General features: G+C 68.7%; 12 protein-coding genes. 5 read left to right on the top strand and 7 right to left on the bottom strand.

The genetic code is table 11. The features are described from left to right. Nucleotides 1-139 precede the first annotated feature (139 nt). The 5 genes from ACWGO6_RS04500 (at nt 140) to ACWGO6_RS04480 (ending at nt 7,244) form a co-directional block, all read left to right on the top strand. A complete protein-coding gene (locus tag ACWGO6_RS04500) occupies nt 140-1,660 on the top strand; it encodes an AlkA N-terminal domain-containing protein (RefSeq protein WP_452325958.1) in 1,521 nt (506 codons plus the stop codon). Continuing rightward, nucleotides 1,657-2,154, top strand: coding sequence for a methylated-DNA--[protein]-cysteine S-methyltransferase (locus tag ACWGO6_RS04495; protein WP_452325957.1), 498 nt, complete (start codon nt 1,657-1,659; stop codon nt 2,152-2,154). Before ACWGO6_RS04500 ends, ACWGO6_RS04495 begins: the two co-directional genes overlap by 4 nt. A gap of 362 nt (nt 2,155-2,516) precedes the next feature. Beyond that, entirely contained in the window at nt 2,517-4,469 is a 1,953-nt protein-coding gene (locus ACWGO6_RS04490; protein WP_452325956.1) for an ABC transporter ATP-binding protein, read from the top strand. After that, on the top strand, nt 4,466-6,280 hold the full coding sequence (locus tag ACWGO6_RS04485) for an ABC transporter ATP-binding protein (protein WP_452325955.1): 1,815 nt from the start codon (nt 4,466-4,468) through the stop codon (nt 6,278-6,280). The genes ACWGO6_RS04490 and ACWGO6_RS04485 overlap by 4 nt, the downstream gene beginning before the upstream one ends. 148 nt (nt 6,281-6,428) lie before the next feature. Further along, complete coding sequence (locus tag ACWGO6_RS04480; RefSeq protein WP_452325954.1) at nt 6,429-7,244, top strand: hypothetical protein; 816 nt, start codon at nt 6,429-6,431, stop codon at nt 7,242-7,244. A 28-nt stretch (nt 7,245-7,272) separates the two neighbouring features. Here the strand turns inward: ACWGO6_RS04480 and ACWGO6_RS04475 are convergent, their stop codons facing one another. From ACWGO6_RS04475 to ACWGO6_RS04445, 7 genes are all read right to left on the bottom strand, one after another. After that, entirely contained in the window at nt 7,273-8,712 is a 1,440-nt protein-coding gene (locus tag ACWGO6_RS04475; protein WP_452325953.1) for a GH1 family beta-glucosidase, read from the bottom strand. Beyond that, on the bottom strand, nt 8,709-10,943 hold the full coding sequence (gene yicI, locus ACWGO6_RS04470) for an alpha-xylosidase (RefSeq protein WP_452325952.1): 2,235 nt from the start codon (nt 10,941-10,943) through the stop codon (nt 8,709-8,711). Before yicI ends, ACWGO6_RS04475 begins: the two co-directional genes overlap by 4 nt. Next, entirely contained in the window at nt 10,943-11,830 is an 888-nt protein-coding gene (locus tag ACWGO6_RS04465) for a carbohydrate ABC transporter permease (RefSeq protein WP_452325951.1), read from the bottom strand. Before ACWGO6_RS04465 ends, yicI begins: the two co-directional genes overlap by 1 nt. Further along, complete coding sequence (locus ACWGO6_RS04460; protein ID WP_136042700.1) at nt 11,830-12,795, bottom strand: carbohydrate ABC transporter permease; 966 nt, start codon at nt 12,793-12,795, stop codon at nt 11,830-11,832. Before ACWGO6_RS04460 ends, ACWGO6_RS04465 begins: the two co-directional genes overlap by 1 nt. A gap of 56 nt (nt 12,796-12,851) precedes the next feature. After that, nucleotides 12,852-14,159, bottom strand: coding sequence for an ABC transporter substrate-binding protein (locus ACWGO6_RS04455; RefSeq protein ID WP_452325950.1), 1,308 nt, complete (start codon nt 14,157-14,159; stop codon nt 12,852-12,854). A gap of 128 nt (nt 14,160-14,287) precedes the next feature. Continuing rightward, the gene (locus tag ACWGO6_RS04450; protein ID WP_452325949.1) at nt 14,288-15,304 is read right to left on the bottom strand and encodes a LacI family DNA-binding transcriptional regulator; all 1,017 of its coding nucleotides are present in this window, start codon (nt 15,302-15,304) and stop codon (nt 14,288-14,290) included. A gap of 205 nt (nt 15,305-15,509) precedes the next feature. Further along, a complete protein-coding gene (locus ACWGO6_RS04445) occupies nt 15,510-15,968 on the bottom strand; it encodes a GNAT family N-acetyltransferase (RefSeq protein ID WP_136042698.1) in 459 nt (152 codons plus the stop codon). Between the last annotated feature and the right edge of the window lie 117 nt (nt 15,969-16,085).

Below are 16,085 nucleotides of genomic sequence, written 5' to 3'. Positions count from 1 at the left end.
GCCGAGACCCCGACCTGCCGACGTGTGCAGGCCGGGGTCTCGGCGTTGTGACGGGGTCTCGGCGCGGCTCGCCGGACTCCGCTACAGCCATGTCCGATTTCCGCCAGTCGACGTCGGAGGCCCGTGACAGCATGGAGACATGAGCTTCCCCGTGATCGACTTCGACGAGCGCTACCGTGCCATCAGCGCGCGCGACACCCGCTTCGACGGGCAGTTCGTGACGGCAGTGCGCTCGACCGGGATCTACTGCCGTCCGAGCTGCCCTGCGCGCACGCCGAAGCCGCAGAACGTGACGTTCTATCCGACGAGCGCGGCCGCGCACGAGGCCGGATACCGTGCGTGCAAGCGCTGCCTCCCCGAAGCCGCCCCCGGGTCGCCGGCGTGGGACATCCGCGGCGACGTCGCGGCCCGCGCCATGCGGCTCATCTCCGACGGCGTCGTCGAGCGCGAGGGTGTGCCGGGACTCGCCGCGCGCCTCGGCTATTCGAGCCGGCACCTCACGCGTCTGCTGACCACCGAGCTCGGCGCCGGACCCCTCGCCCTCGCCAGGGCGCACCGCGCGCACACGGCGCGGATGCTGCTCGTCGGCACCGACATGCCCATCTCCGACGTCGCCTTCTCGGCGGGCTTCGCCAGCATCCGCCAGTGCAACGACACGATCCGCGAGGTCTTCGGCCTCACCCCCGGCGAGCTCAGGGCGCGTCGACGACTGCCGGCATCCGCGGTTCCCGGCGCCATCGACCTGGTCCTGCCGTACCGCGGTCCACTCGACGCGAGCGGCATCTTCACCTGGATGGCGGCACGTGCCGTCCCCGGCGTCGAAGAGACCACGGCGACGTCGTTCTCCCGGCACCTCCAGATGGCGGGCGGTCCTGCCTGGTTCGAGGTGAGTCAGGATGCGACCCAGCGTCTGCACCTGCGCGCCCGTGTCGCGCGCCTGGGCGATCTGGCGCCGCTGGTGTCGACCGTGCGGCGCATCTTCGACCTCGACGCCGACCCGCTGGCGATCGACGAGGCACTCTCCGCGCACCCCGAGCTCGCACCGCTCGTCGCCCGCACGCCCGGTATGCGCGTTCCCGGCTCGGCAGACCCGCACGAGATGCTCATCCGCGCCATGATCGGGCAGCAGATCACGGTGGTCGCCGCCCGCACGGCACTCATCGCGCTCACCGAGGCGCTGGGGGAGCGCACCGAGCACGGGCTGCTCTTCCCCACGATGGCGGCGATCGCCGAACGCGGGGCCGAGGTGCTGCGTGGCCCCGCCGCGCGCATCCGCGCGATCACCGGCGCGGCAGCGGCCCTCGCCGACGGCTCCCTGACCCTGACCGTCGGTGATGACGGCGTCGAGCAGCGCGAGGCCCTCCTCGCGATGCCGGGCATCGGACCGTGGACAGCCGACTACGTGCGCATGCGCGTGCTCGGCGACCCCGACATCCTGCTCCCCGGCGACGTCGCGCTGCGTGCGGGAGCTGCGGCCTCCGGGCTTCCGGGCGAGGCCCGAGCGCTCACCGCCTGGGCCGAGCGCACGGCCCCCTGGCGCAGCTATCTGAGTGCGCATCTCTGGCGCGCCGCCCCGGTGCGACCGGCAGGACCCCGACGGGCAGCATCCACCGCCCGCGCGGCCGCCACAGCCCACACGACATCGAAGGAGACCTCATGACCGCTCTCATCCAGACTATCGAGACCCCGGACGGGGCCTTCACGATCCTCGCCGACGAGCGCCAGCGGGTGCTGTCGTCAGGGTGGACCTCCGACGTGGAGGCGATCCTCGCGCGACTGTCGCCGGCGCTCCGCCCCGAAGAGCTCCGCGAGGGCGAGACGGATGCCGCCGACGCCGCGCTGGCCTTCTATGCGGGCGACCTGTCCGCGATCGACGCGGTCGCGGTGAAGCAGTCGGGCACCGCCCTGCAGCTCGTGGGGTGGTCGGCGCTGCGGGCGATCGAGCCCGGAGCACCGCTCACCTACACCGGCTTCGCGGAGCTGCTCGGCAACCCGAACGCCGTACGTGCGGCCGCCTCGATCTGCGCCAGGAACGCTCCGGCGCTGTTCGTGCCGTGCCACCGCGTGCTGCGCACGGACGGCACCCTCGGCGGTTTCGCCTGGGGGCTGGACGTGAAGGAGAGCCTGCTCGCGCGCGAGAGCATCGCTGCCTGAACGACTCATGTTCGCCGCGCTGCCGGTATCCGGCGGCGCGGCGAAAGCATGCTCGGACACAGGACGCCGGCCCCGACGCAGGAAAGACGCCGAACAAATCGGGAATGCGTCTTGTGTTCAGCTGGTTCACAGCAATAGGCTGGTGGGCTGTCGCGCCAACCGGACGACACAGCCGAGCCCCTGAGGAGGACACCATGACCACGATCGCCACCGCGCGGATCGCAGCTCTCGGCTCGACCCCGGCGCGTCCGCTCTCCTAGAGCCACCCCGCCCCTTCTTCGTCGGATGCCGGACTCTGCGAGTCCGCTCTCGCATCCGTCCCCTTCCGCAACCGCATTCCATACGAAACTCGTCTGAGAGACATGTCTTCCTCGCCTTCCGCGCAGAATCCCTCGCCCTCGTCCACCCTCTCCACCCCGGCCGCGCTGTGGCGGCTGAAGCCCTTCGTGAAGCCCGTCATCTGGCGGCTCGCCGGCGGCGCGGCCAGCGCGCTCATCGCGGCGATCATCGCCCTGATGATCCCGATCGTCCTCGAGCAGATCATCAGCGGGCCGGTCCGCACCGGCGAGATCAACGCCATCGTCTGGGGCGCCCTCGCGGTCTTCGCGCTGGCCCTCGGCGAGGCGCTGATGGTCTGGCTGCGTCGCCAGTTCGTGCTCAACCCCTCGACCGAGGTCGAGTACAAGATGCGCACCGAGCTGTACTCGCGCCTGCAGACCCTTCCGGTCTCGTTCCACGACAGGTGGGGGTCCGGCCAGCTGCTCAGCCGCATGATGCAGGACATCGGCCTCATCCGCCGCTGGCTGGCCTTCGGTCTCGTGCTGCTCGTCGTCAACGTCCTCACCATCATCATCGGATCGGTGCTGCTGTTCCGCTGGCACTGGCTCCTCGGCACGATCTTCCTGGTCACCGCGATCCCGCTGTGGATCCGCGGCTACCTGTTCGAGAAGCGCTACGGCGCGCTCACCCGCCGCAGCCAGGACCAGGCCGGCGACCTCGCGACCAGCGTCGAGGAGAGCGTGCACGGTATCCGCGTGCTGAAGGCGTTCGGCCGTGGCAAGCACGCGCTCAGCCGATTCAGCCGTCAGGCCGAGACTCTGCGCGAGACCGAGATGAGCAAGGCCGGCGCGATCGCGTCGATCTGGTTCTGGCTCGACATGATGCCGCAGATCGCGTTCGGGCTCAGCCTGATGTCCGGCATCTGGCTGATCTCGCAGGGGCAGATCGATGAGGCGCAGCTGTTCGCGTTCTTCGCGATGGCCGTCGTGCTCCGCTGGCCCATCGAGTCGATCGGCTTCCTGTTCTCGTTCATGCTCGACGCCCGCACGGCGACCGACCGCGTGTTCGACATCTTCTCCGAGACCAACACGATCACGGACCCGGAGAACCCCGTGCACATCGAGAACCCGCGCGGGGAGCTGGCGTTCGTGAACGCCCATTTCCGGTATCAGGACGCAGGGTCGCACGAACGCGATCTGCTCGACGGCATCGACCTGGTCCTCCGCCCCGGCGAGACCATGGCGCTCGTCGGTCTCACCGGCAGCGGCAAGACCACGCTCACGACGCTGCCCACGCGCCTGTACGACGTGACGGGCGGCAAGGTCACGCTCGACGGCGTCGATGTGCGCGATCTTCCGCTGTCCGAGCTGCGCCGGCACATCGCGATGGCCTTCGAGGATGCGACGCTGTTCTCGGCGACCGTGCGCGAGAACGTGCTGCTCGGCCGCGCCGACCTCGACGTGCACAGCGAAGAGGGCGAGCGCGTGCTGCGTGAAGCGCTCGACGTCGCGCAGGCGTCGTTCGTGGACTCGCTGCCCGACGGCGTCGAGACCGTGATCGGCGAGGAGGGGCTCAGCCTCTCCGGTGGGCAGCGTCAGCGTCTCGCCCTCGCCCGCGCGGTGGCGGCGGCGCCGAAGGTGCTCGTGCTCGACGACCCGCTGTCGGCGCTCGACGTCGACACCGAGGCGCTCGTGGAAGAGGCGCTGCGGCACGTCCTCGCAGAGACCACGGCTCTGATCGTGGCGCACCGTCCCTCGACCGTCGCGCTCGCCGACCGGGTCGCGCTGCTCGAGGCCGGTCGCGTCACCGCGGTGGGCACCCACTCCGAGCTGCTGAAGACGAGCCGGCACTACCGCCACGTGATCTCCAGCCTGGAGGCCGAGGAGGCGGCGCGGACCGGGGCGATCCCGATCATCCGCGACGAGCAGCTCGAGGTCGAGGACGAGGTCCGCGAGGGCCGCAGAGCCGAGGCCGCCGACGATGCTTCGACTGGCTCAGCAACCACGTTCGATGAAGAGAAGGAGGTGCAGCGATGAGCTCCGCCATCACCGGAACCCAGGACGAGGATCGTTCCGAGTACACCCGCGAGGAGAGCCGGGAGATCCGTCGTCGGTCGCTCCGGCTGCTCGGATCGCTGGTGCGCCCGCTGAAGCCGCAGATCGTGCTGGCCGCCGCCGTGCTGATCATCTCGACCGCGCTGCAGGTCGCAGGTCCCATCCTGATCAGCATCGGCCTCGACCGTGCCCTGCCGGCAGCCATCGACCAGGCCGACTGGATGCCGACATTCATGATCGGCGGCATCTACCTGGCCGCCGGCATCCTGGCCGCCGTGATGATCGCCTGGTACGTCATCATCGCCGCCAAGCTGACGCAGGCGGTGCTGCTGGACCTCCGCAAGCGGATCTTCCTGCACACCCAGCGCCTCAGCCTGGAGTTCCACGAGTCGTACACCTCCGGGCGCATCATCTCGCGCCAGACGAGTGACCTCGATTCGATCAAGGAGCTCCTCGACGGCGGCCTGAACGAGCTCGTCTCCGGCGTGCTGTTCGGTCTCTTCACCTTCATCGCGCTGTGCTTCTGGGACTGGCAGTCCGGCCTGATCCTCGCGATCGGCGGCGTGCCGCTGTTCTTCCTGATGAAGTGGTTCTACTCGCGCTCGCAGCTGGTCTACCGCGAGTCGCGCGTGATCAGCGCGAAGGTGATCGTGCAGTTCGTCGAGACGATGACGGGTATCCGTGCCGTCAAGGCATTCCGCAAGGAGCCGCGCAACGACAAGTCGTTCCAGGAGATCGCGGGGGAGTACCGCGATGTCAACCGCCGCTCGATGCTGCTGTTCGGCACGTTCGAGCCCGGTCTCATGGGCGTCGCAGCTCTCGTGCTGGGCATCGTCGTGCTGTGGGGCGGCATCCGCGTCTCGGAGGGGGCGCTCACCGTCGGTGTGCTGCTGTCGGCAGTCCTGTACGTCCGGAACTTCTTCGCTCCGATGCAGGAGATCGCGATGTTCCTGAACTCCTACCAGTCGGCCACGGCCGCGCTGGAGAAGGTGTCGGGCGTGCTCGAGGAGGTGCCGACGGTTCCGGATCCCGAGAAGCCGGTCGACCTGTGGGAGTCTCGTGGTCACATCCGGTTCGACGAGGTGACCTTCGGCTACAACGGCGAGAAGACGATCCTCCCGAACTTCTCGCTCGACATCCCCGCCGGGGAGACGATCGCCCTGGTGGGCACGACCGGCGCGGGCAAGTCCACGCTCGCCAAGCTCATCTCGCGGTTCTACGACCCCTCCGAGGGACGGGTCACGCTCGATGACATCGACCTCCGCTCGCTGCACCCGAAGGACCTCCGCCGCGCGATCGTCATGGTCACGCAGGAGGCCTACCTGTTCAGCGGAACGGTGGCCGACAACATCGCACTCGGCAAGCCGGATGCGTCGCTCGACGAGATCAGGGCGGCCGCACGTGCGGTGGGAGCGGACGAGTTCATCTCCTCGCTGCCCGACGGCTACGGCACCGATGTGAACAAGCGCGGTGGGCGAGTCTCGGCCGGCCAGCGTCAGCTCATCTCGTTCGCCAGGGCGTTCCTCGCCGACCCCGCGGTGCTGATCCTCGACGAGGCCACCGCCTCGCTGGACATCCCGTCGGAGCGGCTGATCCAGGATGCGCTGCAGACCCTGCTCAAGGACCGCACCGCGATCATCATCGCGCACCGCCTGTCGACGGTCGCGATCGCCGACCGGGTGCTGGTGATGGAGCACGGACGGATCATCGAGGACGACACTCCGGCCGCGCTCATCGGCGGTACCGGCAAGTTCGCCCAGCTGCACGCGGCCTGGCAGGAGACACTGGTCTGATGACGCCGATCACCTCACCTCTGCGGGCACGGGAACACCCCGTGCTCGCAGGGGTGGGGATCGGCCCCGTGCTCGCAGGGGTGGGGATCGGCCCCGGGCGCGCGGCACAGGGGATCCGTCGGTCGCCACGGCTGGGTAGCATCGGATTATGGATCCTTTGCTGCTCGCCGCCGAGTGGTGGTGGATCGCGCCGACCGCAGTCGCTGCGGGAACGGCCGGTGCGATCGGTCTGCGTCGCCGGAGCAGCACGATGAGCGGGCGCCGGCTCGAGGTCGATGCAGCGCGTCAGGACCTCAGGACCGCGCAGCGGATCGCGTCCGAGCGACGCATCGCGCTGAAGATCGCCCGTGCAGACCTCGCCCGTGTCACGGCGGAACGTGCGGCGCAGCGCGCGACGGCCGAGCAGGTCGCCGGAGCGCGACGGATGCTCAAGGAGCGGGAGCGCGACGCCAAGGCGGCCTCGGCCGACGTGCGCGCCCGGCAGGTGCGCCTGAACGCCGCACGTGCGGCGGTGCCGACATCCTCCGAGCCCGGCCCCGTGGAACGGCTGCATGCCGCGCACGATGCCGTGACGGTCCGGTGGATGCGGTACGAGACCGACCCCGCGCTCCAGATCGCCTATCCCGCGATGACCGACGTCAAGCTCCCCGCCACGGCGGCGTACCTGCGGGCAGCCGGACACGCGGCCGAGATGCGGCGCGCGGTCTCGGGCAAGACCACCCCTGCCGACTTCGCGGCCTACCGCGACGCCGTCTCCGAGCTCGAGCGCGCCTTCGAGGCGGCGGAGCATGCGGCGAGGGTCCAGGCCGGTGAGGCCCCGCCGAACGCGGCCTGGCAGGATGCGGCGCAGGACATGCTGAGCCGCTCGGCCGAGGCGATCGACCGTGCTGCCGGTGCGGCGGCATCCGCCATCGCCGCCTGGACCAACCGCAAGAAGCCCGGCAAGTCGGACGACCGTCCCTGACGGCCGCCCGGCGACGCCCGGTGCGAGGTCAGCCCTCCACGGTGCGGGTGCGGATGAGTTCCCGGTACCAGAGGCCGGAGTCCTTCACGGTGCGTGCGAGGTCGTCGAAGTCGACCCGCACGATCCCGAACCGCTTGGCGTAGCCGTATCCCCACTCGAAGTTGTCGAGCAGCGACCACACGAAGTACCCCCGCAGGTCCACACCGCGTTCGATCGCCCGGTGCGCCGCGGTGAAGTGGCGGCGCAGGTAGTCGGTGCGCTCGACGTCGTGAACCGCACCGTCTGCGGCGACCTCGTCTTCGAATGCGGCGCCGTTCTCGGTGACCATGAGCGCCTGCTCGGGGAACTGCTCGGAGAGTGACACCAGCAGCTCCTCGAGGCCCTCCGGAGCGATGTTCCAGCCCATCGCGGTGTAGGGGCCGGGCTGCTCCACGAACTCGACCAGCTGGTCGCTGCCGGGCCAGGCCGTTCCGCCGGCGGCACCCTTGTGTCCGTCGTTCTGCTGCTTCGGCGAGACGCCGTCCCAGAGGCGCACGGTCGCGGTCGAGTAGTAGTTCACGCCGAGCACGTCGATCGGCTGGGCGATCGTGGCGAGGTCACCGTCCTGCACGAAGCCCCAGTCGGTGACCGATGCGGTGTCCTCGAGCAGATCGGCCGGGTACTCGCCGCGCAGCATCGGGCCGGTGAACGCGCGGTTGGCGAGAGCGTCGATGCGGCGCATCGCCTCCGCGGCGCCGTCTCCCTGTCCGCGCAGCACGTGGAAGTTCAGGGTGACGGAGTAGTCGGGGTCGCCGGTGGAGGTCGCGCGAAGCGCCTGCAGGGCGCGCCCGTGGGCGAGGTTGAGGTGGTGGACGGCCGACAGCGCCGATGCCGGTTCGTGGCGTCCCGGTGCGTGGCCGCCCTGGCCGTAGCCGAGATAGGCGGAGCACCACGGCTCGTTGAGGGTCGTCCAGGTGTGCACGCGGTCGCCGAGTGCCTTGCCCATGATCTCGGCGTAGCGCTCGAAGGCGTCGGTGGTCGCCCGAGAAGTCCACCCACCGGCGTCCTCGAGGTACTGCGGGAGGTCCCAGTGGTAGAGGGTCGCCACCGGGCGGATGCCGCGCTCGAGCAGCCCGTCGACCAGGCGGGAGTAGAAATCGATCCCGGCCTGGTTCACTTCGCCGGACGCCGCGGGGACGATACGCGGCCAGGCGATCGAGAACCGATAGGCCTCGAGCCCGAGGTCGGACATCAGATCGAGGTCCTCGTCCACGCGATGGTAGTGATCGCACGCGACGTCGCCCGTGTCCCCGTTCCAGACCCGACCCGGTGTCTTGCTGAAGGTGTCCCAGATCGACGGGGTCCGGCCGTCTTCGGCTGCCGCTCCCTCGATCTGGTACGAGGCCGTGGCGGATCCGAACGTGAACCCATCGGGGAACACCAGGCCGGAGCCGCGGTAGTCATCGCGGGGCGTGAGCAGGCTGGTCATGCGGTGATCTCCTCGAGGTCGACGGTGTAGTCCTCGGCGCGGCCATCGGGGTCCGTCACCGTGACCGTAGTGCTGCCGGCGCCGCCGGGGAAGACCCGGAGCCGCAGTCCGTCATGGTAGTCGTAATCCGGGCGGTCGACCCGTGCACCCCAGGGGAGCGCCGTGCCCGGCCGCACGTACAGCGGCAGCGAGTCGAACCCGTGCTTCTCACGTCGCCAGCCGCCGCCGGTCACGGTCTCGCCCGTGAGCAGCGAGGTCCACTCCCCGGCGGGGAGGTAGAAGTCGACCTCTCCGTCTTCGGTGAACACCGGAGCGACGAGCAGGTCGGACCCCAGCATGTACTGCCGGTCGAGGTAGGCGGTGGCCGGATCCTCGGGGAACTCCAGCATCATCGGACGCATCAGCGGCACGCCCGTCGCCGCGGCGTCCAGCCCCTGCTGGTACAGGTACGGCATGAGGCGCATCTTGAGGTGCGTGAACTGGCGCGTCACCTCGACGGCCTCCTCGTCGAACGCCCACGGCACCCGGTACGAGCTCGACCCGTGGAAGCGTGAGTGCGAACCGAGCAGCCCGAACGCCGTCCAGCGCTTGAAGACACCGGCATCCGGCATGCCCTCGAACCCGCCGATGTCGTGGCTCCAGAAGGCGAAGCCCGAGAGGGCGAGCGACAGCCCTCCGCGCAGCGTCTCGGCCATCGACGTGTAGGTCGAGGTGGAGTCGCCGCCCCAGTGCACGGGCATGCTCTGCCCGCCCGCGGTCGCCGAGCGCGCGAACAGCATCGCGTCGCCCTCCCCGCGCGTCTCGGTGAGCACGTCGAACACCGCGCGGTTGTAGAGCTCGGTGTAGAGGTTGTGCATGCGCTCGGGGTCTGCGCCGTCGGCCCAGACGACATCCGTGGGGATGCGCTCGCCGAAGTCGGTCTTGAAGCAGTCCACGCCCTGGGCGACGAGGCCCCGCAGCTTCGACTGGTACCAGGCTGTGGCGTCGGGATTCGTGAAGTCGACCAGGCCCATGCCGGCCTGCCAGAGATCCCACTGCCACACCGAGCCATCGGCGCGCTTGACGAGGAAGCCCTGATCGGCGGCTTCGCGGAACAGCGGGGAGCGCTGGGCGATGTAGGGGTTGATCCACACGCAGACCCGCAGATCCTTGTCGTGCAGGCGCCCGAGCATCCCCTCGGGGTCGGGGAACACCCGCGGATCCCACTCGAAGTCGCACCACTGGAACTCGCGCATCCAGAAGCAGTCGAAGTGGAAGACGGAGACCGGCAGCTCGCGTGCGGACATCTCGTCGATGAACGAGTTCACGGTCTGCTCGTCGTAGTCGGTCGTGAAGCTCGTCGACAGCCACAGCCCGTACGACCAGGCGGGGACCACGGGCGGGCGGCCGGTGAGGGCCGTGTAGCGACCGAGCACGTCCTTCGGCGTCGGGCCCGCGATCACGAAGTACTCGAGCACTTCGCCGGAGACCGAGAACTGCACGCGCTCGACGGATTCCGAGCCGATCTCGTACGAGACGTGGCCCGGGTCGTTCACGAGCACGCCGTAGCCGCGATCGGAGAGGTGGAACGGGACGTTCTTGTAGGCCTGCTCGCTGGAGGTGCCGCCGTCGGCGTTCCAGATCTCCACGGTCTGACCGTTCTTCACCAACGGTCCGAAGCGCTCGCCGAGCCCGTACACGTGCTCCCCGACGCCCAGGTCGAGCTGCTCGTGCACGTAGGCGGATGCTCGGGGCGCCGCGCCGCCCTGGCGCCCGTTGCCGACGATCCCGCGATCGACCTGCGCGTCGTCCGCCAGCCGTACGTAGCCCTGCGCCTTGTGGCCGCTGCCGGTCACTCGGCGGCCGTCGACCTCGAACGACAGGTCCCACGGATCGCCGGGGGCGATGCGGGCGACCAGCGACCCGGCGTCCAGCACGCCCCCCTGGTCGCCGAGGGAGATCGAGGCAGTGCTGGCGCCCGCGCCCGGCAGCGTGAATCCGCCGTGCCATCGACCGCCGGCGTGATGCGCGATGCGCACGCGGATGACGCCCTCGGCGGGGGAGGAGAGGGTGGTGGTGAGCACGGGCCGGTTGAGGGTGTCGCCGCGCTTCGCGATGACCATCGTGGGTGCCGTGATGACGATGCCGGCCCCGTCGGGAGTCTCATCGGTCTCGGCGATGTCGTAGGCCTCCTGCGCGTAGAGCGCCGTGACCCCGGGGCGCAGCTGCCAGAACCCGTCGGTGAACTTCATTACTTGACTGCTCCTGCGGTGATGCCCCTGGTGAGGGTGCGTTGGAAGATGAGGAAGAAGATGAGCGTCGGGATGATGCCGAGCAGCGCCGAGGCGCTCGTGGTGGTCACGTCCATCAGCCGGTCGCCCTGGAGCACGCTGATGGCCACCGGAACCGTCTGATTCGCGTTGGAGGCGAGGAACGTCAGCGGGATGAGGAACTCGTTCCACGTCCAGATGAAGAAGAAGATCAGGAGCACCGAGAGCGTCGGACGACTGATCGGGAAGATCACGCGCCACAGGATCTGCCAGCGGCTGGCACCGTCGAGCGACGCGGCCTCGAGGACCTCCCTGGGGAAGGTGCCGTAGACGGACGAGAGCAGGTAGGTGCCGAACGCCGCCTGGATGACCGTGAACACGATGATCACCGACCACACGTTGTCGTACAGTCCGACGGATTTGAACATGTAGTACAGCGGGTAGAGCAGCGCCTCCTGCGGCAGGAGGTTCGCCATGAGGAAGAGCAGCACGATCCACGAGCGACCGCGCACGCGGCCGATGCCGATCGCGAAGGCGTTGAGCATCGAGATGACGACCGCGAGCACCGACACGATCCCGGCGATGAAGATCGAGTTCCACACCTTCTCCGGGAAGTTCACCCGCTCCCAGAACTTGACGATGCCGCCGAAGTCGAGCGACTCGGGGAGAGCGAGAGGGCCGGAGGTGGCGTAGTCGACCGGCGACTTGAAGGAGTTCACGAGCACCAGGTAGAACGGCGCGATGACGAGCAGCGCGCCGACGATGACGAGCGCGAGCAGCAGCCAGTCGATCGGGCGCTTCTTGGTCATGCCGCCTCGCGGACGCGTCTTGGCGGGCTTTCCGGTGACGATGGCGGTGGTGGCGTGCATCACAGACCCGCCCTTTCCTTGCGCTCGAGGGAGTTCTGGACGCGGATGAAGATGATCGACACGATCACGACGACGATGGTGAGGACGGTGGCGATCGTGGCGCCGTAGCCGACGTTCCGCTTCGTGAAGAACTCCTGGTAGGCGTAGTAAGCAGGCACCAGAGTGGCGCCGGCCGGGCCTCCGCGGGTGATGATGTAGACCGGACCGAACACCTTGAGCGCGGCGATCGTGCAGGTCAGGGTGACGACGAAGATCTCCGGGCGGATGATGCTCATCGTGATCGCCGAGAACCGCTGGAACCAGTTCGCGCCGTCGAGCTCCGCGGCCTCGTACAGCTCGGGGTCGACGCGCTGGAGTGCCGCCATGAAGACCACGACGGGGTAGCCGAGCTGCACCCACACCATCACGACCATGAGCACGATGAGCGCTGACGGCATCTGGCCGAGCCAGTCGTAGGCGGGCAGGCCGAACCAGCCGAGCATCTGGTTGAGGGCACCATCGCTGCCCGGGCGCACGATCCAGCCGATCACGATGCCGGCGACGGCGATGGGGAGGATCTGCGGAAGGTAGTAGGTGGCCCGGAGGAAGCTGCCGACCTTGCCGCCGAACTTGCGTCCGACGACGTCGAACAGCAGTGCGGCGACGACGAGCCCCACGATCGTCGGCACCACGACCATCGCGATGATCATCCACACCGAGTTCGTGAACGAGGTCCAGAAGTCGCTGTCGGTGAGGATCTTCTGCCAGTTCTCGAGCCCGATGAACTCCGGTGCGCGCACCCCCTTCCACTTCGTGAAGGTGAGGTACACGTTCCAGATGAGCGGAACGATCACGACGATGAGCAGGAGCACGAAGCCGGGGAGCAGGTAGAACCAGTAGGCACCGGTCCCACCGCTGCGCTGCGGGATCGACGGCTGTTCGGGCGGCAGCTTGGTGCGGCCCTCGCGGCGGGTGGCGAGTGACATCTTCATCTCCAGGAGGTGCGGGGGCGGCATCCGTGGATGCCGCCCCCGCAGGTCGATCAACGGAATTCGGCGGTGCCCTCGTCGTACTGCTCGCCGAGGTTGCTGTTCGTGGTCTTCACGTCCTGCACGCCGGTGACGAGGCCCTGCAGCTCCTGCACGATCACGTCGTAGAAGCCCGGTGCGGGCCAGTCCGGGTAGAAGGAGAGGCCGTCGGCGTCGAGGACCCCGTTGAAGGTCTCGATGAGGGCCGCGCTCTTCTCGTCGGTGATGTCGGCGGTGTCGGCCGCGACGGGCAGGCCGCCGTTGTTGCCGATGATCGCCTGGATCTCGGGGCGCATCGTGATGTCGATGAACTCGTAGGCGAGGTCCTTGTTGGCGGCGTTCTCGGGGACGACCCAGAGGTTGCCCGAGGAGCCGAGCGAGAGGTCGGCTCCGGGGAATGCGGCCATCGACCAGTCGAAGCCGGTGGCCTCGGCGACGAAGCGGCCGAACCACCACGAGCCGGAGACGAAGATCGGTGACGAGCCGTTGATGAACGAGACGCCCGCGTCCTCCGCCTTGACCGATGACACGTCGGAGGCGATGTAGCCCTTGTCGACGTACTCCTTCAGGGTCTCGGTGGCAGCCGTGACCTCCGGGCCCTGCCAGTCGACGGGGTTCTCGTAGAGCTGGTAGTCGTCGACGAAGCCGCGGTCGGCCTCGAGCAGGGCGAGCTGGTACCAGAGCTGTCCCAGCGGGTATTCAGCGCCGGCTTCCGCGAGGGGCGTGACGCCCTGGGCGACGAAGGCGTCGAGCACGTCGACGAACTCCTCGTACGTCGTGGGGATCTCGAGTCCCGCTGCGGCGAACGCATCCTCGTTGTAGTAGACGCCCACGAACTCGCCGTAGTTCGGAACTCCGAACCAGGTGTCACCGCCCATCACGCCGTCTTCCGAGTACTTGGCGGTGGTCTGCAGCGACGGTGCCAGCTTCTCGTCCCACCCGTACTCCTCGACCGCGTCCGAGATGTCGGCGATCAGGCCGGTGGAGGCGAGGAAGCCCGCGGTCGCGTTGCCCTTGTTGAACTCCATCAGGTCGGGCGCGGCATCCGTGTCGAGCACCTGGCTGGCGGTCTTCTGGATCTGCTCGAAGGACTTCTCCTCGAACTCGACCTTCGCTCCGGTCTCCTCCTCGAAGATCTTGATGGATTCGGCCCAGGCCTTGCCCATCGCACTGTCGGCGCCTTCGTAGTGCCAGAGCTTGAGGGGCTGGCCGTCGCCGCCGTCGTCACCGGAACCGGCTGTACAGCCGCTCAGCGCGATGCCGGTCGTCGTGAGCGCGGCCACCAGGGCCAGCGCCTTCGTCCTGCGGGTGGTGCGTGCCATCGTCGGCACTCCTTTCTCAATGGCCCCAAGGGCCGGACACTTCACTGGGTCGGATTGTTCAGTTGTGAGCGAGACATTCGTCGAAGCGTTTCGACCGCGACCATGCCTGCGGGAGCGTGGAGAGACGGTCAGTCTCGGGCGGGGGAGGAGACGGAGCCGACCGAGCGATACTCGGGCGGGATGAGATGGATCTCGGCGGGTGCGAGCGGGTCGTCCAGATGGCGGACCGCCAGGTCGACCGCGAGTTCGCACGATCGCTGCGGAACGAGAGGGATGGTGTCGACGGGAACGGGCAGCGCCGATGTGTCGAAGGACGCGGCGGCAGAGACCACCGAGACGTCGTCGCCGACGTGGAGGCCTTGTTCGGCCAGCACGGACAGCAGCACCTGATGCACGTCGTCGACGGCGTGCACGATGAACGCGCGATCGCCGCGAGCGAGCGCCGCCTCCACGGATGCGCGCACGGCGGCCGCATCCGTGACCGATGCGCCCGACTCCGACCAGTCGAGAGCCACCCCGCGGGCGGTTGCCTGCTCCTGCACGCCACGGAGCAGCCGGCGCGGGAAGTTCGACTTGCGGTACGAGACCTCGGTCTGACCGAGCAGGGCGATGCGTCGATGACCCGCGTCGGCGAGACGGTCCACTGCCAGCTGACCGGCCGCCTCGAAGTCGAGGTCGACGCAGGTCAGGCCGGCGCTGTCGTCGGGCAGGCCGATGAAGATGGTGGGCGTTCCGATGGAGCGGGCGATGGGGACGCGTTCGTCGTCGGGAGCGACGTCGAGCACGAGGATCGCGTCGACGAGGTTGCTCGCCGCCACGCGGTTCATGCCCTCTGAGGCCTGCTCGTCGGTGAGGAGGAGGATGTCGAAGCCCTGTCGTCGCGCGGCGACCGCGGTCGCGAGCACGAAGGCCATGTGGGTCGGTGCATGCGTGTCCGCGCGCAGCGGCTCGGTCAGAGCGAAGATGTGCGTGCGGCGACCGGCCAGCATGCGCGCACCGGCATCGGGCTCATACCCGAGCGCGTGCACGGCGTCCTCGATGCGCAGGCGGGTCTTCTCCGAGACCGGACGCTTGCCGCTGAGCGCGTAGGAGACCGTGCTGATCGACACGCCGGCGGCGCGTGCCACCTCATGGATCGTCGTCATCGGGACTCCATCGTCAACGTGCGGGAAGTAATCGTCGAAGCGTTTCGCTCAACTTCTCCAGCGATGATAGGCACGACCCGATGCGGGACGCAAGCCTTTTGTGGTCATGCGCAACAAATCCGGGTTCGTGACCATGGGAGCGATCCCGCGGTCAGGGGCGACGAGGTCTCGATGGGGGAGGGGATTCGAGACCCCGCCGCCGGCCCTAGGACGTGACGCGGATCTCGGCGATGACCTCGCCGTACTCGGTCTCTCCGACAGGCGTGAAGCCGACGCGGTGGAAGAAGGTCTCGGGCCCGCCCTCGCCGGCCTCGTAGATCACGTTCACGTGGTCGACGCCGCGCGCCTTGGCCTCGTCGACCAGCGCCTCGACGGCGAAGCGGCCGACGCCCCGACCCTGATCGTCGGCGTCGACGTTGATGCGCCACAGCACGGAGCGGAAGTGCTCCTCCGGCGCTTCGGGATCGAAGTTCGCGCTGACGAAGCCGACGACCTCGTTGCGATCGAGGATCACCCGCTGCCAGGACGTCTGCGGGTTGATGACTGTGGCTGCGATCCCGTACGAGACGGGAGCGAGGAACTGCTCCTGCCCGGGCTTGAGCGACAGGTTGTTCACGGCGACGATCGTCGCAGCGGAGAGTTCGACCATGCGCAGTTCGGACATGGACCCAGGCTAACGCCTCGCGGCGGACCCGACACGGTTCGGTCGAACTTTTCGTCCAGATCTGGCCGTTCGTCCCCACTCCTCGGACGGCGTGGAGAGGCCGGGGCCACGGGCTCG

Source organism: Microbacterium sp. NPDC055665, from assembly GCF_053618035.1.
This window is presented reverse-complemented; position numbering and strand designations above follow the sequence as displayed.